19 protein-coding genes are annotated in these 18,601 nt (G+C 71.8%); 11 read left to right on the top strand and 8 right to left on the bottom strand.

What is annotated here, in order from left to right; translation table 11 throughout:
• Window positions 1-25: 25 nt before the first annotated feature.
• The 7 genes from E5082_RS09305 to E5082_RS09335 all read right to left on the bottom strand — a co-directional run bounded on the left by E5082_RS09305 (window position 26) and on the right by E5082_RS09335 (window position 6,912).
• Complete coding sequence (locus E5082_RS09305) at window positions 26-859, bottom strand: PhzF family phenazine biosynthesis protein (RefSeq protein WP_135790809.1); 834 nt, start codon at window positions 857-859, stop codon at window positions 26-28.
• Window positions 859-1,185, bottom strand: a complete 327-nt coding sequence (locus E5082_RS09310; RefSeq protein WP_135790810.1) for a hypothetical protein — start codon at window positions 1,183-1,185, stop codon at window positions 859-861. Before E5082_RS09310 ends, E5082_RS09305 begins: the two co-directional genes overlap by 1 nt.
• Entirely contained in the window at window positions 1,182-3,083 is a 1,902-nt protein-coding gene (locus tag E5082_RS09315; protein ID WP_190045229.1) for an anthranilate synthase family protein, read from the bottom strand. The genes E5082_RS09310 and E5082_RS09315 overlap by 4 nt, the downstream gene beginning before the upstream one ends.
• A complete protein-coding gene (locus E5082_RS09320) occupies window positions 3,080-3,703 on the bottom strand; it encodes an isochorismatase family protein (RefSeq protein ID WP_135790811.1) in 624 nt (207 codons plus the stop codon). Before E5082_RS09320 ends, E5082_RS09315 begins: the two co-directional genes overlap by 4 nt.
• Before the next feature lie 217 nt (window positions 3,704-3,920).
• Window positions 3,921-5,093 carry a 3-deoxy-7-phosphoheptulonate synthase gene (locus E5082_RS09325; RefSeq protein WP_135790812.1) on the bottom strand — a complete coding sequence of 391 codons (1,173 nt, stop codon included), beginning with the start codon at window positions 5,091-5,093 and terminating at the stop codon, window positions 3,921-3,923.
• 50 nt (window positions 5,094-5,143) lie between these two features.
• On the bottom strand, window positions 5,144-5,605 hold the full coding sequence (locus E5082_RS09330; RefSeq protein WP_190045230.1) for a PhzA/PhzB family protein: 462 nt from the start codon (window positions 5,603-5,605) through the stop codon (window positions 5,144-5,146).
• 110 nt (window positions 5,606-5,715) lie between these two features.
• The gene (locus E5082_RS09335; RefSeq protein ID WP_208766228.1) at window positions 5,716-6,912 is read right to left on the bottom strand and encodes an acyl-CoA dehydrogenase family protein; all 1,197 of its coding nucleotides are present in this window, start codon (window positions 6,910-6,912) and stop codon (window positions 5,716-5,718) included.
• A 381-nt stretch (window positions 6,913-7,293) separates the two neighbouring features.
• On the opposite strand from E5082_RS09335, the gene E5082_RS09340 reads away from it, so the two are divergent.
• From E5082_RS09340 to E5082_RS09375, 8 genes are all read left to right on the top strand, one after another.
• Window positions 7,294-8,004: a class I SAM-dependent methyltransferase gene (locus tag E5082_RS09340; RefSeq protein WP_135790814.1), complete on the top strand. Its 711-nt coding sequence runs from the start codon at window positions 7,294-7,296 to the stop codon at window positions 8,002-8,004.
• Between the two features lie 49 nt (window positions 8,005-8,053).
• A complete protein-coding gene (locus tag E5082_RS09345; RefSeq protein WP_135790815.1) occupies window positions 8,054-8,932 on the top strand; it encodes a diiron oxygenase in 879 nt (292 codons plus the stop codon).
• Window positions 8,929-9,177, top strand: a complete 249-nt coding sequence (locus E5082_RS09350) for a hypothetical protein (RefSeq protein ID WP_051887550.1) — start codon at window positions 8,929-8,931, stop codon at window positions 9,175-9,177. Before E5082_RS09345 ends, E5082_RS09350 begins: the two co-directional genes overlap by 4 nt.
• Window positions 9,177-10,016: a class-II aminoacyl-tRNA synthetase family protein gene (locus tag E5082_RS09355; RefSeq protein ID WP_135790816.1), complete on the top strand. Its 840-nt coding sequence runs from the start codon at window positions 9,177-9,179 to the stop codon at window positions 10,014-10,016. The genes E5082_RS09350 and E5082_RS09355 overlap by 1 nt, the downstream gene beginning before the upstream one ends.
• Before the next feature lie 30 nt (window positions 10,017-10,046).
• Window positions 10,047-10,898: an alpha/beta fold hydrolase gene (locus E5082_RS09360; protein ID WP_135790817.1), complete on the top strand. Its 852-nt coding sequence runs from the start codon at window positions 10,047-10,049 to the stop codon at window positions 10,896-10,898.
• Window positions 10,891-11,490 (top strand): 4'-phosphopantetheinyl transferase superfamily protein, encoded by a 600-nt coding sequence (locus tag E5082_RS09365; protein WP_135790818.1) that lies wholly within the window; start codon window positions 10,891-10,893, stop codon window positions 11,488-11,490. Before E5082_RS09360 ends, E5082_RS09365 begins: the two co-directional genes overlap by 8 nt.
• Before the next feature lie 131 nt (window positions 11,491-11,621).
• Window positions 11,622-13,043 carry an FAD-binding oxidoreductase gene (locus tag E5082_RS09370; RefSeq protein WP_135790819.1) on the top strand — a complete coding sequence of 474 codons (1,422 nt, stop codon included), beginning with the start codon at window positions 11,622-11,624 and terminating at the stop codon, window positions 13,041-13,043.
• A gap of 38 nt (window positions 13,044-13,081) precedes the next feature.
• Complete coding sequence (locus E5082_RS09375; protein ID WP_208766229.1) at window positions 13,082-14,650, top strand: MFS transporter; 1,569 nt, start codon at window positions 13,082-13,084, stop codon at window positions 14,648-14,650.
• A gap of 59 nt (window positions 14,651-14,709) precedes the next feature.
• Here the strand turns inward: E5082_RS09375 and E5082_RS09380 are convergent, their stop codons facing one another.
• Window positions 14,710-15,621, bottom strand: coding sequence for a LysR family transcriptional regulator (locus tag E5082_RS09380; RefSeq protein ID WP_135790820.1), 912 nt, complete (start codon window positions 15,619-15,621; stop codon window positions 14,710-14,712).
• A 102-nt stretch (window positions 15,622-15,723) separates the two neighbouring features.
• On the opposite strand from E5082_RS09380, the gene E5082_RS09385 reads away from it, so the two are divergent.
• From E5082_RS09385 to E5082_RS09395, 3 genes are all read left to right on the top strand, one after another.
• Window positions 15,724-16,089, top strand: coding sequence for a YybH family protein (locus E5082_RS09385; protein WP_086693976.1), 366 nt, complete (start codon window positions 15,724-15,726; stop codon window positions 16,087-16,089).
• A 532-nt stretch (window positions 16,090-16,621) separates the two neighbouring features.
• Window positions 16,622-17,683 carry a ParB/RepB/Spo0J family partition protein gene (locus E5082_RS09390; RefSeq protein WP_229918780.1) on the top strand — a complete coding sequence of 354 codons (1,062 nt, stop codon included), beginning with the start codon at window positions 16,622-16,624 and terminating at the stop codon, window positions 17,681-17,683.
• 28 nt (window positions 17,684-17,711) lie between these two features.
• Entirely contained in the window at window positions 17,712-18,566 is an 855-nt protein-coding gene (locus tag E5082_RS09395) for an SDR family oxidoreductase (RefSeq protein WP_135790821.1), read from the top strand.
• Window positions 18,567-18,601: the final 35 nt, after the last annotated feature.

The following is an 18,601-nucleotide window of genomic DNA, read 5'->3' on the forward strand; positions in this document are numbered from 1 at the left end:
CGTGCCTTCCTTGAGTCGGTCCGGCCTAGACGTAGAGGTTTCCGCGCCCCACGGGGACGCCGTGGCCGCCGACCTGGACGGAGGTGATGTGCTCCCCGGTGCCCTCGGCGGTGGCGAGCATCAGCGAGGGACGGCCCATCTCCACGCCCTGGAGGATCTCCAGCGGCTGCCCGTAGCGGGCGAGGCCGTGCCGGGCGAGGTGGACGGCGAGGGGGCCCGCCGCCGAGCCGGTCGCCGCGTCCTCGACGACGCCGTAGGCCGGGGAGAACATCCGGGTCCGCCAGTGCGAGCCCTGCCCGGCGAAGCAGTTGGCCGCCATGTCGGGGAAGCGGGCGAGGGCGCGGTGGTCCGGGGTCAGCGCGGACAGCGCGGCGACGCTCTCCAGCCCGACGAAGACGTGCCGGGGCCCGTTGCGGTAGATCTCCACCGGCGCGACGGTCCGGGTGACGCCGAGCGCCTCGAGAAGTTCCCCGGCGTGCTCGTACGGTTCCCAGACGGGGTGCGGCTGCCGCATGCGGACGGTCACCGCGCCGTCGTCGTCTCCGAGTTCGACGGGGATGGTGCCCATGGCGGTCTCCAGCCGCAGCCGGTCCCGCTTGAGCACCTCGCCGAGTGCGACCGCCGTACCGAGCAACGGGTGCCCGGCGAAGGGCAGTTCGTTGACCGGGGTGAAGATGCGGATACGCGCGTCGCCGCCGTCGCGGGCGGGGTGGACGAAGGTGGTCTCGGAGAGGTTCATCTCCCGCGCGATCCGCTGCATCTTCTCGGCGGACAGGTCGCCGGCGTCCAGGAAGACGGCGACCGGGTTGCCGTGGAGCGGTTTGCGGGAGAAGGCGTCCACGAGCAGGTACTCGTGCATCAGCGGGGCTCCTGGGTGACCTGGGGAATCGGGAGGGCGGTGGGGTCGGCGAGGGCCTCGACGGCGAAGCCCATGCGGTGGTCCGGGGGGCGGCCGATCAGGTCGGCGGCACGGTTGGGCGGCAGCGGGTGGCCGGCGGGGCGGTCGGTCTCCCACACCATGACGGCGCCCCAGCGGTTGTGCGCCGGGTCGGCGACCCAGTACTTCACCTTCAGGCCGGGCACCTCGGCCCAGTCGCCGGTCACCCCCTCCGACAGGTGCGCGTTGAGGGTGCGGATGCTCTGGGGCGAGTCGTCCAGGTCCCACCAGGCGATCTCCAGCCTCATCGGGGGAGCACCCCCCGCAGCGCGTCCCCGAGCAGCCGGGGCCCGTCGACGGTGAGCACGGACTCGGCGTGGAACTGGAAGGAGGCGAAGTGCGGCCCGCGCAGCGCGTCGACCTCGCCGGTCTCCGGGTCCCGGCTGACGGCGACCTCTCCGGTGCCGGGTACGTGGTGGTGGTCGGCGGGGCTGACGGCGGCGAACGTGTTGTAGTAGCCGACGCGTTCACGCCGTCCGAACAGATCGATGGCACGCTGCAGCCCCTGGTTGGGTTCCGCCCGCCGGATCAGCGGGAGGCCGAGGCGGCGGCTGAGCACCTGGTGGCTGAGGCAGACCGCGAGAAACGGCAGCCGGTCGCGCAGGAGTTGGGCCACGGCCGCGTCCAACGCGGCGATCTTCGGGTCGGCGGTGTCCTGCGGGTCGCCGGGGCCGGGGCCCATCACGACCGCGTCGAACCCGTCGAGGCGGCCGTGCAGCCGGTCGTAGCGCAGCACCTCGGCGGTGGGGCCGAGCGCTTCGAGCTGCTGGACGATCATCGCGGTGAAGGCGTCCTCGGCGTCCACCACCAGGATCTTCCGCCCCTTCAGCTCGGGCACCCTGAGGGCGCCGGGGGGCGTGGCCCCGAGCCAGAAGTCGGCGATGTCGGCGTTCCGGCCGCGCAGCGCCTCCCGCACCTCGGGCCGGTCCCCGAAGCGCGCCGTCGGCAGCGGGGGCACGTCCGGGCCGGCCGCGCCGCCCAGGGCGTGCAGCAGCCCGGCCGCCTTCGCACGGGTCTCGGCGGCTTCCGCGCGCGGGGAGGAGTGGCGCACGAGGGTGGCGCCGACCGCGAGCCGCAGCCTGCCGTCGGCGGCGATGTCGGCGGTGCGGATCAGGATGGCGGAGTCCAGCGAACGACCGCCGCCGGGCTCGCTGCTGATCAGCGCGGCGACGCCGCTGTAGTAGCCGCGTCCCTGGGGCTCGTGGCGCTGGATGACCCGCGCCGCGCTCTCCACCGGGCTGCCGATGACGGTGGGCGCGAACAGGGTCTCGCGGAGGATGTCACGCAGGTCGCGGCGGGTGCGGCCCTCGATGAAGTACTCGGTGTGGGCGAGCCGGGCCATCTCCTTGAGCCGCGGTCCGGTGACCCGGACGCCGGGCTCGCAGACGCGGGACATCATCTTCAGTTCCTCGTCCAGCACCATGTAGAGCTCGTCGGTCTCCTTGCGGTCCTGGAGGAACGCGGTGAGACCGGCCAGGTCGGCGCCGCCGGGCGGGTAGCGGTAGGTGCCGCTGATGGGGTTCATCACCGCGTGACCCCGGCGGACCGAGATGTGCCGTTCCGGGGTGGCGCCGACGAAGGCACGCCCGCCGACATGGATGACGAAGGTCCAGTAGGCGCTGTGCTCGACCGCGGTCAGCCGGCGGAAGACGGCGAGCGCGGTGTGCGGGGTGTAGCCGTCGAGGTCGGCGTGCAGGGTGCGGCGCAGCACGAAGTTGGCGCCCTCGCCGGTGCCGATCTCGTCGGCGACGACCCGCCGGACCTTCTCGGCGTACTCGTCGTCGGACAGGTCGAAGCGGTGGCCGCTCATGCCGACCGGGGTGTCGGGCAGCCGCTCCAGCACGTCCCCGAGGGGCAGCTCCGCCTGCTCGGTGACGGTGAGCGCGATCAGGGGCGAGCCGTCGTCCGGGGCGGCGAAGTCCCGCTCTGCCAGCTGGCGGTAGGGCACCAGGACGAGCGTCTCGTGGCCTCGGGTGCCCCTGCCCTCCGGCAGCGGCAGTCCGGCGAGCGTGACCGGGTGGGAGACCTCGCCCAGCAGGACGTCGACGGTGCCGGGGGTGCCGCTCTCCGGCCGGTGCAGCAGGGCGAAGTCCTGGTCGCCGGGCGCGGCGAGCAGGCGGTCCAGGAGGTCGCTGGGCGGGCTCACCGGAACACCTCCGCGCTGGGCAGGACCACCCCGCAGCGCTCGGCCACGTAGTCCAGGGCGAGGCGGTGCCGTTCGGGGGAGAAGTCGGCGACGGCGTCGGCGGCGAGGAAGACCTGGATGTCGTTGGTGAACGCCTCGACGGCCGTGGCGAGCACGCCGATGTGGGCGTAGACCCCGCAGAGCACGAGCTGGTCGCGTCCGGCGGCGCGCAGCCGGCGCAACAGGCCGGAGCGGTGGAAGGCGCTGTACCGGTACTTGGTGAGCATCCAGTCGCCGGGCTCTGGGGCGAGTTCGGGCACCACCTCGCGGTCCTCGGGCGCGGTACGCATGCCCGGACCCCAGAAGTCCTTGAGCAGTCCCCGGTCCTCGTCGGTCATCCCGCCCGGCTGCGCGGTGTAGGCCACCGGCACCGCGAGGCTCGCGGCGCGCTTGCGCAACCGGGCGGCGTTGTCGACGAGTTCGGAGCGCAGCGGATCGGGGACGGACCGCAGGAAGAAGTGCTGCATGTCGTGGATCAGCAGCGTGGCCCGCTGCGGGTCCGGCGTCCAGTGGGCCGTGTTCGCCGGGAGGCTGTCCGCCGCCGGCAGGGCGTAGGGCGCGATACGGGGTATGCCGACCACCAGTCGGCTCCTTTCGGGGCGGGAGGGCTGAGGGTCTTTCGTTTGGATCAGGCCGGATCAGGGAGCGGGGTCTGGTGCCGTGCATCGCAAGGCGGAGGAGGACGACATGGCGGAGCCATGGCAACCGACGACAACGCCGCGAGGCGCGGTGCCAGACCCCGCGAGCCCGGCAAGATCCAAACGAGAGGCCCTGGGGCCTGCCGGGGCGCGGCGGGGCTCAGCGCAGGGTGTGCGCCCAGCCGGTGACCATGCGCAGCGCCTGGTCGGGGTTGAGCCGGGGGTCGCAGAACGTGGTGTGCCGGTCCCCCACGCTGCCGAGCTGGGAGACGTCGGCGGCGCACTCGGTGACGTCGTCCGGGGTGGTCTCCAGGTGGAGGCCGCCGTTGACGCCGCCGCTCTCGGCCAGGGCGGTGCCGAAGCCCTCGATCTCGGCGAGCATCGCGTCCACCAGGCGGGTCTTGTGCCCGGCGGGACTGGTGATGGTGTTGCCGTGCATGGGGTCGCACAGCCAGATCGCCGGGTGTCCGGCGGCCCGTACGGCCTCCACCAGCGGGGGCAGCCTGCTGGCCACGAAGTCGGTGCCCATGCGGGCGACCAGCACGAGCCGGCCGGGTTCGCGGTGCGGGTCGAGACGGTCGGCCAGGGCGGTGACGTCCTCGGTGGTGGTACCGGAGCCGATCTTGCAGGCGACCGGGTTCAACACCTCGGCGAGCAGCCGCACATGGGCACCGTCGGGCTGCCGGGTGCGTTCCCCGATCCACGGCAGGTGCGTGGAGCCCAGGTAGGAGCGGGTGCCGTCCTGGCGCAGCATGGGCAGTTCGTAGTCGAGCAGCAGTGCCTCGTGGCTGGTCCACACCTGTTCGGCGGGCGGCCGGCCGGCGTTGAGGTCGGCCAGTTCGCGGACGATCTCCCGGGCGGCCTGGTGGCAGGTGAGGATGCGCTCGGGGTCGGCGCGGCGGCTGACCGGGTCGGCCTCGGGTGCGTTGACCATGTGGCCGCGGAAGACGGGCAGGGTGATGCCGCCGACCTGTTCCACGGGCTTGGAGCGGGGCTTGGCGAACTGTCCGGCGATCCGGCCGACGCGCAGCACGGGCTTGCCGGTGACCGCGCCGGCCGCCTCCGCGAGGTGGTCGAGCAGGTCGGTCTTGCGGCGCACGTGTCGGGGGCTGGACTCGGCCGGGTCCTCGGCGCAGTCCCCCGCCTGGAGCAGCAGGGCCCGCCCGGCGGCGACGTCGGCGAGCAGGTGGCGCAGCCCTTCGGCGGCGTCGGCGGTGACCAGGGGTGGACAGGTGCGGAGGGTGGCGCGCACCCGCTCGACCGGGCGGGCGTCGTCCCACTGTGGCTGCTGTAGGGCGAGTGACGCGTGGATGTCCTGGAGGGAGGGGCGCACGGCTTCCTCTTGCGGGGTCGGGGCGGGGACCGGGGGCCGGCCGGCCGGCGTCAGGTCGGGATTCCGTCGCGGCGGACCGCGGGGACGTCGATACCGAGGGCCCTGAACTGCTGGCAGGGGTTCATGAACTCGCGCTGCTGCTTGATCTTCCCGTTCTCGAAGGTGAAGGAGTGCAGGAAGTGGTTGCGGTAGAGGCCGGGCTCGTAGCCGGGAAAGAGGATCTGGCCCTCGCCGTCGCACTCCACCCAGAACCGGTCGGGGTCCTGGGTGTCGAAGATCTCGACGTTGATCCAGGCCCAGTCGGGAAAGCACTTGAGCGACCAGACGGCGTGCTCGCCGAGCCGGTCCCGGCCGCTGATGACGATGGGCTCGCCGGTCTCGGTGGTCCACAGACCGCCGGTGCCGTCCTCGGTGAACAGCAGGTGCCGCTTGAGGCGGTCCTGGCCACGGGTGTTCATGTACTGGGCGACGATGGCGCGGTTCTGTTCGCGGATCTCGTGCTCGTCGGACATGTCTGATCTCGCTTTCCGTCACTGGGAGGCGAAGGGCCGCTGCCGCGCCGGGGCGGGCGGGCCTGGAGCACATCGGAACGAAGGGGAGTTCGCGGTGGTCGTACGGGCCGTCAGACCAGCATGCTGATGGCGCGCGGGTCCTGGCCGACCAGGGCGCTGCCGTAGACCTGCTCGGGGACGCCCATGCCGAAGCCGGCGTGCCGGCTGCCGGTGTGGATGTCGCGCCAGAGCCGCTGGAGGGGGTTGGACTCGTCCAGGGCGGAGGAGCCGTAGAGGGTGACGATGTCGTCGACGGTCCGGCGGCACTGCTGGACGACGTGGGTGGCGTCCATGCGGGCGCGGGCCCGGGTGAGCAGGTCGGGGTTCTCGCCCGCCCGGGCGTGCTCGTCCACGCTGTCGGCGAGGCGGCGGGCGTGCAGCCGGGCGGTGTCCAGCCGGGTGGCGGCGGCCGCGAGGGCGAGCCGGGCGGTGGGCGACTCGGCCTGGCTGGCGAAGGTGGTGCCGGCCACGCGCCGGGTCCCGGCGTGTTCCAGGGCGTAGCGCAGGGCGGTGTCGGCGCCGCCGAGCAGCGAGCCGATCAGGCCGACCATGAAGACGCCGGTCAGGCTGTTCCGGTAGCGGCGGTCGGCCGGCACCAGGCCGTCGCTCTCGCCGTCGATCAGCGGCTTGTAGGGCAGCAGCCGGTGCGCGGGCACGAACACCCGGTCGGCGACGACCGTGTTGCTGCCGGTGCCGCGCATCCCGACGAAGTGCCAGGTGTCGCGGACGGTGATGTCGGCGGCCGGCATCAGCGCGAAGTGCGGCTGGAGTCCGGTGCCGGTGTCGGCGAGCAGCAGTCCGCCGATCCACTCAGCGTGCAACGAGCCGGAGGCGTAAGGCCATTCACCGCTGACCCGGACCCCGCCGTCCACCGGTTCCACGGTGCGCACGGGGGCGCCCAGGATGAGCGCGGTACGGGCGTCGGGGTCGTCGTCCCAGACCTCGGCGCGGGTGCGCTCGGGGAAGAGGGAGACGACGAAGTTGCCGACGTTGAGCACGCCGGTGACCCAGGCCGCGGAGACGCAGCCACGGCCCAGCTCGGTACATACTTCCAGCAGGGTGCGCACCGAGGTCTCGTGGCCGCCGTTGCTCTCGGGCACCAGCAGCCGGGTCAGTCCGGCCCCGGTGACGCGGGCCATGACCTCGTCGGGCAGCCGCCGGTCGCGGTCGCTGTCGGCGGCGCGTTTCCAGAGTTCCTCGCGAAGGCCGACGGCCTGGTTCACCAGCTCCGCGGCACGCGCGTCGAGGTTATTTCCTGAACCGCGCAATTTCTTTTTCCTTCCGGATTTTCGGGACGCAGAGAGCCCCGGTGCGGGTGGCGCTCCGGACGATTGGCGGTCCGTTTCCTCCGGCCGCCCCGGCATCGTACGTGGGCCCGTTCGGCACAGCCACCCCCGTTGAATTCACCGCGCCGGATACGAAACTTTCCGTTCCGCTTGCCGGTCGCCGCCGGGCACGCGCGACCGGGAAAAGCGGAATACGCTCTTTCCATCCACCCGACCACCAGGGAGCGGGCGTTCAACCGTGGAATCTCCTCGGTTGAACGGGCGCCGGAGTGCGTCGACGCGCCTTACGCGGGCGTCGGCGGCTGTGGTAATCCCTTTGGTTCGACAGGGCCGGACGCCGGATCTATTCCTCAGGAGACTGGCATGAGCAATAGCGCCCAGAAGTCCTACGATTACGCGACCGCCGACTTCAACGCCGTATATCGCGGAGGTGAACTGCTGGGTGACGCCGGGATCACCCGGGTCCCCTGGGACATCGGTGAACCGCAGCCCGGTGTGCTTGAATTCGAGCGCCGCGGACGAATTCGCGGCGAGGTGCTGGACGCGGGCTGTGGTCTGGGTGACAACGCCGTGTTCCTGGCCGCCCGCGGCTACCGGGTCACCGCCGTCGACGCCGCCTCCACGGCGATCGAGCGGGCCAGGGAGCGGGCGGCGAAGCAGCAGGGCGGCACGGAGATCGAGTTCGCCGTCGCCGACGCCACCAGCCTGGCCGGCTACGAGGGCCGCTTCGACACCGTCCTGGACAGCGCGCTGTTCCACACGCTCGACGCGGACGGGCGCCGCCGGTACGCCGCCGCGCTTCGCCGGGCCGCCCGGCCCGGAGCCTGGCTGGACATGCTGTGCTTCGCGGCCGTCCCCGGCGGAATGCCCGAGCCCCTTTCCGTCTCCGAGGAGACGGTGCGCGAGGTGCTGACCGGGGCCGGCTGGACGGTGACGGAGCTGACCCGGACCGCCTACTGGGGCGTGGCCGAGGCCACCCGCACCTTCCTGGAGAAGACCGGCGTCCAGGTGGAGATCGACGAGGCGGGACGCACCCAGCTGCCGGTCTGGTCCGTCCTGGCCGAGCGCGCCTGATCCGCGCGCGTCCGCCGTACCGCAACGTTCCCCGAAAGAAGGTCTCCCGATGCCGACGACCGTCAAACCCGTGAAGCTGGACCTGGCCCGGCTGGAAGCGATGGCGGAGTCCGACTACTACAACCCGTACACGATCTTCGACTGGCCCGAGTCCCTCGGCACCGACCGGCCGTGGATGAGCGAGGACCTGGTCACGCTCGCCGGCACCGAGGAGTGGGGCAAGCTGACGCGGGAGCAGCAGCTCGCCCTGACCCGGTTCGAGGCGGTGAACTTCTTCAGCCTCAACGTGCACGGCATCCGGGAGCTGCTCAGCGAGGTCGTGCTCCGCATCCACACCAAGACCTACGCCGACGCCTCGGAGTTCCTCCACCACTTCATCGGTGAGGAGAACGAGCACATGTGGTTCTTCGGGACCTTCTGCCTGAAGTACGGCGGGAAGGTGTACCCGGCGGTGCCGCAGGTCGGTCCGGGCCGGATCGAGGGGGTGGGCGACGCGGCGACCGAGCTGGTCATCTTCGCCCGCATCCTGATCTTCGAGGAGCTGGTCGACTACTTCAACGCCCGGATGGCGACGGACGATTCGCTGCCGCCCATCGCGCAGGAGATCAACCGGGTCCACCACCAGGACGAGAGCCGCCATGTCGCCTTCGGGCGGCATCTGTTCACCCAGCTGCTGGACCAGGTCAAGGAGAGCCGCCCGGAGGACATCCCGGTGCTGGCCAACTACCTGGAGACGTACCTGGAGTACAGCGTCCGCAGCCTGTACAACCCGGCCGTGTACCGCGACGCCGGGCTGGACCAGCCCCTCGAGCTGCGCCGCCGCCTGCTGGAGCACCCGGCCCGGCACGCCGCGCACAACGCGATCCTCAACCGCACCCGCAAGTTCCTCGCCCGCAACGGCCTTCAGGTCCAAGGAGCATCGGCATGAGCGACGACAAGCTGACCAAGATCCTCACCTTCATCCACCAGCGCAACCCCGAGGTGGGCGAGCTGAACCTGGACGACGACCTGATCGACCGCCGCGCGGTGGACTCGCTGGCGTTCGTCGAGTTCCTCTACCTGCTGGAGGAGCTGAGCGGGGAGACCATCGACCCCGAGGAGATCGACGTCGAGGACTTCCGCACCCTGCGCGCCATCGACAAGCGCTTCCTGCACGGCGCGGCGGCGCACTGATGGGCACCGCCACGGGGACGACGGACAACGGCCTCGGCGTCCTCGGCCCGGACGAGCTGCGGCTGCTGCGCGCGTTCGACTCGCTGGTGCTGTCCTGGGCGCACGAGTGCGAGGCCGAGGAGCGGCGCTACCCGTTCCTGCTGCGGCCGGCGGACCTGGAGTCCATCGACTACTACGAGAACTTCCCGCACCTGGGTCTGGCGGCCGTCGCGGCCGACCCGGCCCGGCTCGGGGAGCTGCGCGCCGGTGCCACGGGCCCGCTGGCGGAGCTGCCGGCCTCCGTCCTGGGCGACGCGGCGCTGGCCCTGCCGTCGGCCGCGTGTTACTCGGTCTACTTCGACCTGAGGAATCAGGCTCTTCCAGCGACGGAGAACCGCTTCACCACCGTCGCCACCTGTTTCCGCAACGAGACGCGCTACGAGGGTCTGCGCAGGCTGCTCGGGTTCAGCATGCGCGAGATCGTGTTCGTCGGCTCGCCCGAGGGCGCCACCGAGCACCTGAAGCGGGCCAAGGAGCAGGTGCTGGGCCTCGCCGACCGGCTGGGCCTGAAGATGAGCACCGAGGTCGCCACCGACCCGTTCTTCGACCGCACCGGATCACGGGCCACGATGCAGCGGCTCTTCCCGGTGAAGGAGGAGTTCGTGGTGGACGGCCTGGCCATCGGATCGGTGAACTACCACCGCAACTTCTTCGGGGAGCGCTGCGCGATCTCCCTGCCCGACGGCGCGCCCGCCTCCACCAGCTGCCTGGCCTTCGGCCTGGAGCGTTGGGTGCACGCGCTGACCACCCGGTTCGGTGACGCCCGGTCCGCCGCCGAGGCGGTCCTCGAAGCCGTCTGACCCCGCCCGCCCTCCGCCGAAAGTGAGCCGATGACCGACACGACCGTCGACGACGCCCTGGAGACCGGCGAGATCCAGGTGAGCGACGACATCCGGATAGCGTACGAGCGACGCGGGTCCGGCCCCGACATCGTCCTCGTCAACAACTTCTTCATGGACCGCAAGTCCTGGCGGTCCTACACCGCGAAGCTGGCCACCACGGCCCGGCTCACCTCCTACGACCTGCGTGGCCAGGGCGACTCCAGCCCGCACGCCGGGGAGCCGGTGTGGGAGGACCACATCAGCGACCTGAAGGCCCTGTTCGACGGGCTGGGTCTGGAGAAGGCGATCCTGGTGGGCACGTCGTTCTCGACGCTGATCTGCCGGGACTTCGCCGTGGCCCACCCGGACCGGGTGCAGGGCCTGATCCTGGCGGGGCCGGCGATGAGCCCGCACGGCCCGCAGCGGCTGCGCAGGATCACCAAGTCCTGGCTGAAGACGCTGGAGACGTCCGGACTGGGCGTGCTGTACGAGCAGTTGTACCCGCTCGTCTCCGGGGACCGGGCGGTGGAGGAGGCGGGGCCCATCGGGTTCATGGGCCGCAAGCAGAACTTCCTCGGCATCCACACCGTGGAGTCCCTGCGCGCCGGGCTCGCGGTGTCGGTGAAGGCGCCGCTGGACCCGCAGATCATGACCAAGGTGGCGGCCCCGACCCTGCTGTTCGTCGGCGGGGACGACTTCTCGCTGAGCACGGACGCGGTGCGGGAGATGGTGGGGCTGTTCCCGGACGCCGTCACCGTCACCGTGCCGGACGGCGGGCATCTGGCCTTTCTGGAGGAGCCCGAGTGGTTCCAGCGGGAGGTGGAGTCGTTCGTCGAGCGGGTCGCCGGGACGGGTGACTGAGACACCGCTTCCGGGGCTCCCGAGCGCATGGCTGCTCGGGAGCCCCGGCCGTGTCCGGCGGGTGGTGCTGGCGAGCGCCGCGGTCGCCCCGCCGGGCACCGGCGCGGCGCAGCACCGGGCCGGCCGGGACGCGGTGGGCGCGGCGCTGCGGCGGGCGGGCAGCCCGGTGACGTCGGTGGGCCGCGCGTACAGCGGGGCGCCGGTGTGTCCGGCGGGGTTCCCGGCCTCGGTGACCCACAGCACCGCGCTGGCGGTGGCCGCCGTCGCGCCCGGCGCGCGCGGGGTGGGCGTGGACCTGGAGCCGCGCTGCCCGGACCTGGGACTGCACCGGTTCCTGCTGGACGAGCGGGAGCGGACCGAGCTGTGGCCCCGGGGCGATCCGCCGGGGCTGCGGCGGCTGTTCGCCGCGAAGGAGGCCGCCTTCAAGGCGCTCTCGGACTGTGTGGACGCCCATGGCGGGCTGTTCTGGCGGGTGCGGCTCGGCCTTTGCGACGGGCGTCTGTGGGCGCGGGCCGGTGACCGGTACGCGCTGGTCGGGGAGCTGTCGGTGCCGGCGTTCGCGCTGGCCGTGGCCGTCACGGCTGATCCATAACCAAAAGTTCGGCATCCCAGAAAAACTAGGTCTTGGACTTCTGATCGCACCGTCGGGACCATGACTGGGACGGCAGTGCCGCAGCGACCCCCGTCAGCGGCACTGTCGTCCCTCGACGAAAGGAACGGACCGTGCCCGCTCGCCCCGAACCGCCCACCGCGCGCGAGGACCTGAGTACGCCCGCCCGGCAACTGGCCGAGCGCGTCGGCGGTCCGCTGTTCGCCGAGGGCCAGGACGGCTACGACGAGGAACGCGCCCGCTACCAGACCCACCGGCCGCACCGACCGGCGCTCGTCGTCGGCGCGGCCGAGCCCAAGGACGTCCAGCTCGCGGTGGAGTTCGCCGCCGCGCGCGACCTGCCGGTGGGCGTGCAGGCCACCGGCCACGCCCCCGCGCTGCCCGCCGGCACCGGGGTCCTCGTCAGCACCCGCCGAATGACCGAGGTGCGCGTCGACCCGGCCGCCCGCACGGCCTTCCTGGGCGCGGGCGTGCGGTGGAAGCAGGTCGTCGAGGCGGCCGCGCCGCACGGTCTGGCCCCGCTCAGCGGCAGCGCCCCGGACGTGGGCGCGGTCGGCTACACCCTGGGCGGCGGAATCGGCCTGCTGGCCCGCAAGTTCGGGTACGCCGCCGACCACGTCCGGCGCGTGGAGTGCGTCACCGCCGACGGCCGGCCCCGCGAGGTCACCGCCGACAACGACCCCGACCTGTTCTGGGCGCTGCGCGGCGGCCGCGACAACTTCGGCCTGGTCACCGGCCTCGAAGTGGAGCTGGTCCCGGTGGCCGGGCTCTACGGCGGCGGCCTGTACTTCGACGGGGCCTCGGCCGAGCACGTCCTCAACGCGTACCTGCGCTGGACGGAGACGGTCCCCGAGGAGATGACGTCCTCCCTGGCCCTGGTCCCGCTGCCCGACGCCCCGACCCTGCCCCCGCCGCTGCGCGGGCGGTACGTGGTGCACGTCCGGATCGCCTACCTCGGCGACGCGGCCCACGGGGAGCGGCTGGTCGCCCCGCTGCGGGCGCTCGGGCCCCGGCTGGCGGACTCGGTGCGCGAGCTGCCGTACACCGAGTCGGGTTCCATCCACAACGACCCGGTGGCCCCGGCCGCGTACGTCGGGACCAACGCGATGCTCTCCGGGCTGGACGCCGGCGCGGTGCGCACCGTACTGGACCTTTCGGGGCCGGACGCACCGATCACCAGCATTGTCGAGGTGCGCCATCTGGGCGGCGCGCTGGCCCGGCCGCCGCGTGTGCCGAACGCCGTCGGCCACCGCTCGGCCCGCTATCTGCTCGCGGTGCTCGACCGGGTCACCGACGACACCGCCGACACCGTCCGCGCCGCGCACACCCGGCTCACCGACGCCCTGTCCCCGCGCACCACGGGCCGCAACCTGAACTTCCTCTACGGCGCCGCCGCCACCCCGGACCAGGTGCGCCGGGCGTACGAACCCGGCGACTACGCGCGCCTCGGCCGGATCAAGGCCGCCCACGACCCCGGAAACCTCTTCCGGCTCAACCACAACATCCCGCCGAACCCCTTCCCCGGCCCCCGCTGACGGGCCGCGGCCGACCGCTCGGAACAGCAGAAGGAACGATGATGGAAAAGAAATGGTGGACCCTGTTGGGGGTGTGCGGCGGGACGTTCATGCTCCTGCTGGACACCACCATCGTGTACGTCGTCATGCCCGATGTGCAGCGCGACCTGAACGCCAGCTTCGCCGACCTCCAGTGGGTGATCGACGGCTACGCGCTGGCGTTGGCCTCCTTCCTGCTGACGAGCGGCACGCTGGCCGACCGGTTCGGGCGCAAGCGCCTCTACGCGATCGGCGTGGCCCTGTTCACGGTCGCCTCGCTGCTGTGCGGTGTGGCCCAGTCGCCGCTGATGCTGATCATGTCCCGGGTGCTCCAGGGCGTGGGCGGCTCGATCATGTTCGCCACCGGTCTGGCGCTGCTCGCGGGCAGCTTCCAGGGCAAGGAACGCGGCATGGCGTTCGGTGTGTGGGGCATGGTCACCGGCCTCGCCTCCGCCATCGGCCCGGTGGCCGGCGGCCTGATCTCCAGCGGCATCAGCTGGCGGGGCATCTTCCTGGTCAACGTGCCGATCGGTGTCATCGTGGCCCTGATCATCGCGCTGCGCGTGGACGAGTCGAAGTCGCCGTTCGCCCGCAAGCTGGACTGGCCCGGCTTCGTCCTGCTCACCGGCGGCCTCGCCACCCTGGTCTACGGTCTGATCCGCGCCGGTGAGACGAAGTGGAGCGACGGCCGCGCGGTGACCGGTCTGGTGGTGGGCGCGGCCCTGCTGCTCGCCTTCCTGCTGGTGGAGGCGAAGTCCGAGCAGCCGATGTTCGACCTGAGGCTGTTCCGCATCCCCACCTTCGTCGGCGGTTCCATCGCCGCCTTCGCCATGAACGGCTCGCTGTTCGCGATGTTCCTGTTCCTGGCTATCTACTTCCAGGAGGCGCTGGACTACTCCTCGCTGGAGACGGGCCTGCGCCTGCTCACCGCCTCGCTGTCGATGCTGGTCGCCTCCCTGATCGCCGGACGGCTCAGCGCCAAGGTGCAGCCCCGCTACATGATCGGCGTCGGGCTGCTGCTGGTCGGTGCCGCGCTGCTGCTGATGAGCGGGATCACCGAGTCCAGCGGCTGGGAGCACTTCATCCCCGGTCTGGTGCTGGGCGGTGTCGGCGCCGGTCTGGTGAACCCGCCGCTGGCCTCCACGGCCGTGGGCGTCGTGGACTTCTCCCGCTCCGGCATGGCGTCGGGTGTGAACGGCACCTTCCGTCAGCTCGGTGTGAGCGCGGGTGTCGCGGTGCTCGGCTCGACCTTCGCCGGTGTCATCAGCGACCGCTTCCGTGACGGACTGCGCGGGGTGCCGGAACTGGCAGGCCGCAGCGACCAGTTGGCCGCACTGACGCGGGGCGGCGAGACCGGTGAGGCGGTGCGGCTGGTGCCGGAGCAGTACGGGGAGAAGGTGCAGCAGATCGCCACGACCGGGTTCGTGGACGGCCTCAACACCCTGCTCGCCGTGTCGGCCGGCCTGGCCCTGCTCGGCGGTGTGCTGGCCCTGGTGCTGATCCGGCCCGCCGACTTCCAGGCGGCCCAGCAGCCGAAGCCCGCGACGAACGACGCTCCCGGTCAGTCGCCGGTGGCCGCGGAGAGCTGAGTCCGGCACACGGAAGCGGGCCCGTCGGCTGCCGACGGGCCCGCTTCCGTGCTGTCAGGTCACGCGCCGCTCAGCGAGGCGACCTGCGTCGGAGCCGGCTCACCGAAGGACTGCCGGCAGTGCAGCAGCAGTTCGCGCAGGGCGGGGCTCTTGGTGGGCGCGGAGATCAGGGCGAGTACCGCGGGGACGTCGGCGTCCGTGATGGCGACGGTCTTGAGCCCCTTCTGATGGCCGGTCATCGACTCGGAGAGCACCGCGACCCCGAGGCCCCGCTCGGCCAGCTGCATCACCGCGCCGGGCGCGCTGGCCTGAAGCGCGATGGTGGGCGTGAGGCCCAGCGCGGCGGAAGCCTCGTCCAGCGTCGCCCGGATTCCGGTCCCCTCGGGCAGACAGACGAGCGGGAAGGCGCTCAGTTCGGCGAGGGTGACCCCGTCCTTTTCGGCCAGCGGATGCTCGTGCGGCACGGCGGCGACGATCGGCTCGCTGATCACCTGCCAGCCGTCCAGGTCGTCCGGCGCGCGATGGGCGGCGCCGATCAGCGCCAGGTCGACGGTGCCCTCGCGGACGTACTCGCCCAGCTTGGCGGAATCGTCCTCGAGCAGGCTGATCTCGACACCGGGGTGGGCGAGATGGAAGCCGGACAGCGCGTCGAACAGCGGCTGGACCGTGCAGGCGGTGACCATGCCGACGACCAGCTTGCCCCGGACCAGGCCGTTCATCTCGTCCACGGCCTGCCGCAGCGAGTCCATCGAGGAGAGCACGGACTTGGCGTGCGCCAGCACCACCTCGCCGACGGCCGTGAGCTGCACACTGCGGCCGGAGCGGTCGAGCAGGGTGGCCCCGAGGTCGTTCTCCAGCTGGCGGATCTGGGCGCTGATCCCAGGCTGGCTGATATGCACCAGCTCCGCGGCCCTGGTGAAATTGGCTTCCTGCGCCACGGCGATGAAGTACCTGAGCTGCCTGATCTCCATAACTCCAAATTATAACGCCGATCCGGATGATTGATTGGACTTGTTCTCGGCCAATGACGGAAAATTGCCACGTTGGTACCCGGACCGCAGGAAAGGATGATTGTGTCCGAGAACGAGAAGGCCCTGAAGCCGGAAGACCTCACCCGTCTCTTCGTGGAGCGCGCCAACGCGGGTGACGCCGCCGGCCTCGCCGCGCTGTACGACGAGGAGGCCGTGATGGCCTACCCGCCCGGCAGCACGACGGTGGGCCGGGAGGCGATCCGCCAGCTCTGGGAGAAGGTGCTGTCCAACGGGCCGCGCTTCGAGCCCGAGGAGCCCCTGCCCACGCTGGTGTTCGGTGACATCGCGCTCACCTCGACGCCGCCCAAGGACGGTTCGGGCGCCCGCGCGCAGGTGGTCAAGCGCCAGGCGGACGGCAGCTGGCTGCGCATCATCGACCAGCCGGAGTTCCGCCCGCCGACGAGCTGACGGCCTGTCGTTTTCTGGCCATCCTCGCCTGGGCGCCACCGGCCATCGCACGGCTGGCGCCCGGTGCGCGACGCGGGACGCCCGGCCGAAAAACCTGTTGTCTCCCACGAGACACCGGTTCCCGTCCGGACGATTTCCCGGATCGCGCATTGACGATTCACCGGCACCGGATATGGTGCACGGCAGCAGGTCCAGAGCCAAACGGGGGAGGCTCTTCACAGTGATACGCGATACTCGGCGCCGCTTTTCGGCGCGGCGGCTCCTTTTCCGGAGCCGCCCCTTCCAGCCCGGCCCACTCGGTCGACGCCGCCCCTTGAGCGCGGCGCACCACCGGAGGCCGGGCTCTCGTGTATCCCCGGTCTGTTGTTCCGGCCGGGTATTCGCGCACGGTCGCTGACCTCCCCGACACACCGTCGCCGGTTTCTCCCGGCACCCTCACGGGTGTCCCGAACCGGTCGACCGGTCTGTGGCCACGCGCGTCAATCTCGCATCTTTATGCCCCCCGTACGGACATATGAACAGGAGATTGAGAATGGCTGTGACGGAAACCAGAGGAATTCACCTGGCCGCCCCGGTGATCTGCGAGTCGGCGGAAATGTGGAACGCACAGGCGGACAGCCTGCCGGTGACACGCGCGCCCATCGAGTCGCTGTCGACCGACGACTCCCCCCGGATATCGGGCGAGAACGAGGAACACGTACGGCACCTGGCGCAGTGCGTCTCGCCGCTGCCGCCGATCATCGTGCACCGCGCCACACTCCGCGTCATCGACGGCGTCCACCGGCTGCGGGCCGCCCGGCTCAACGGGCGGACCCACATCGACGTGCAGTACTTCGACGGCACCGCCAAGGACGCGTTCCTGCTGGCGGTGGAGCGCAACGCCCACCACGGGCTACCGCTGACCCGCGCCGACCGCAACGCGGCCGCGCTGCGGATCATCCGCTCGCACCCGGACTGGTCGGACCGGATGATCGCGTCCGCCACCGGGCTGTCGCCGAAGACGGTGGGCTCGATCCGGCGTCGTTCGGGTGACGCAATTCCTCAGTTGAACGCGCGGATCGGCCGGGACGGCCGGTCGCGCCCGGTGGACAACTCCGAGCGGCGCCGGCTGGCGGGTGAATACGCCCGTACCCATCCGCAGGCCACGCTGCGGGAGATCGCCCGGGAGAGCGGGCTGTCCCTGGCCACCGCCCGCGATGTGCGCGAGCGCGTGCAGAAGGGCGCGAGTCCGACCCTCGGCGGGCGGCCGTCCGGCGGGCCGGTGCACAGGCCGGCCGCGCCGGCACCCGCGTCGCGCGGTCCGGAGCAGGGCGGTGTGACGGCCTTCGCGCTGGCGGAGACCTTGCTTCTGCTCAAGCGGGACCCGTCGATACGGCTCACCGAGCACGGCCGGTTCCTGCTGCGCCTGCTGGACACCCACGCGCTGGCGAACCGGCGCTGGGAGGAACTGGTGGACCGGATTCCGCCACACTGCGCGGCCAAGGTCGCGGCCGCGGCCCGGGAATGCGCGGCGTCCTGGCGGGACGCGGCCCAGCAGTTGGAGGAGCGGGCCCGCGCGGTCGACGGCCGGGGGGCGGTGAACACCATCGCCTGAATCCAGCGATTCTCCCTATGCTCTCCGCATGACAATTCTGGTGACCGGGGCCACCGGCAAGACGGGCCGCCACGTATTGTGGGAACTGCTGGCAGCCGGCGAAGAAGTACGTGTATTGACCCGTGACCCGGAAAACGCGAAAGTTCCGTCCGGGACAAGTGTCGTACGCGGCGACCTGAGCGATCCGGAAAGCCTTTATCCGGCGCTCGACGGGGTGTCCTCGGTATTCCTCTTCCCGGTTCTCGACGCCATTCCGGCATTCGCGGCGACGGCGAAACGTGCGGGAGTGGAGAAGGTGGTGCTGTTCACCGGGGCCTGGGCCGCCGGACACACCGCGCGGGACCGGTCCTCCTGGGTCTACCCGAGGTACCGGGCGGCCGAGGCGGCGCTCGCGGAGAACGGGCCGGCGCGGTGGACGGTGCTCCGGCCGGCGCCCTTCGCCACCAACGCGCTGTGGTGGGCGCCGGGCGCGCGGGCGGACGGGGTGGTACGGCTGCCCCATCCGGACGCCGTGTGCCCGGCGGTGCACGAGGCCGACCTCGCGGCGGCGGCCGTGGCCGCGCTGCGGACGGACGGCCACCACGGGCGCTGGTACACGGTCACCGGGCCCGCACCCGTCTCGCAGACGGAGCAGGTCGCCGCGATCGCGGAGGCGAGCGGGCGGCCGCTGCGGGTGGCCCGGATCGACCCGGAGGTCTGGCGGTCCGAGGCGGAGCGCTTCCTGCGGCCGGGGATCGTCGCGGACCTGCTGAACGAGTGGTCCCAGACCGAGGCCGACCCGGCCACCGCCCTGCCGGTCACCTCGGCCGTGGAGGACCTCACCGGCCGGCCCGCGCGCACCTTCGACCGCTGGGCCGCGGACCACGCCGACGACTTCCGCTGATCCCGCCGATCCCGAACCGGTCCCGAAAGGACGTC

This window comes from Streptomyces griseoluteus, assembly GCF_004784465.1.
In the GTDB taxonomy this organism is placed as follows: Bacteria; Actinomycetota; Actinomycetes; order Streptomycetales; family Streptomycetaceae; genus Streptomyces; species Streptomyces griseoluteus.

Excerpts from the sequence above, each read along its gene's own strand:
- E5082_RS09305 (WP_135790809.1), bottom strand. The coding sequence starts at position 859 with ATGCACGAGTACCTGCTCGTGGACGCCTTCTCCCGCAAACCGCTCCAC.
- E5082_RS09310 (WP_135790810.1), bottom strand. The coding sequence starts at position 1,185 with ATGAGGCTGGAGATCGCCTGGTGGGACCTGGACGACTCGCCCCAGAGC.
- E5082_RS09330 (WP_190045230.1), bottom strand. The coding sequence starts at position 5,605 with ATGTCCGACGAGCACGAGATCCGCGAACAGAACCGCGCCATCGTCGCC.
- E5082_RS09340 (WP_135790814.1), top strand. The coding sequence starts at position 7,294 with ATGAGCAATAGCGCCCAGAAGTCCTACGATTACGCGACCGCCGACTTC.
- E5082_RS09345 (WP_135790815.1), top strand. The coding sequence starts at position 8,054 with ATGCCGACGACCGTCAAACCCGTGAAGCTGGACCTGGCCCGGCTGGAA.
- E5082_RS09350 (WP_051887550.1), top strand. The coding sequence starts at position 8,929 with ATGAGCGACGACAAGCTGACCAAGATCCTCACCTTCATCCACCAGCGC.
- E5082_RS09355 (WP_135790816.1), top strand. The coding sequence starts at position 9,177 with ATGGGCACCGCCACGGGGACGACGGACAACGGCCTCGGCGTCCTCGGC.
- E5082_RS09360 (WP_135790817.1), top strand. The coding sequence starts at position 10,047 with ATGACCGACACGACCGTCGACGACGCCCTGGAGACCGGCGAGATCCAG.
- E5082_RS09375 (WP_208766229.1), top strand. The coding sequence starts at position 13,082 with ATGATGGAAAAGAAATGGTGGACCCTGTTGGGGGTGTGCGGCGGGACG.
- E5082_RS09380 (WP_135790820.1), bottom strand. The coding sequence starts at position 15,621 with ATGGAGATCAGGCAGCTCAGGTACTTCATCGCCGTGGCGCAGGAAGCC.
- E5082_RS09390 (WP_229918780.1), top strand. The coding sequence starts at position 16,622 with ATGGCTGTGACGGAAACCAGAGGAATTCACCTGGCCGCCCCGGTGATC.
- E5082_RS09395 (WP_135790821.1), top strand. The coding sequence starts at position 17,712 with ATGACAATTCTGGTGACCGGGGCCACCGGCAAGACGGGCCGCCACGTA.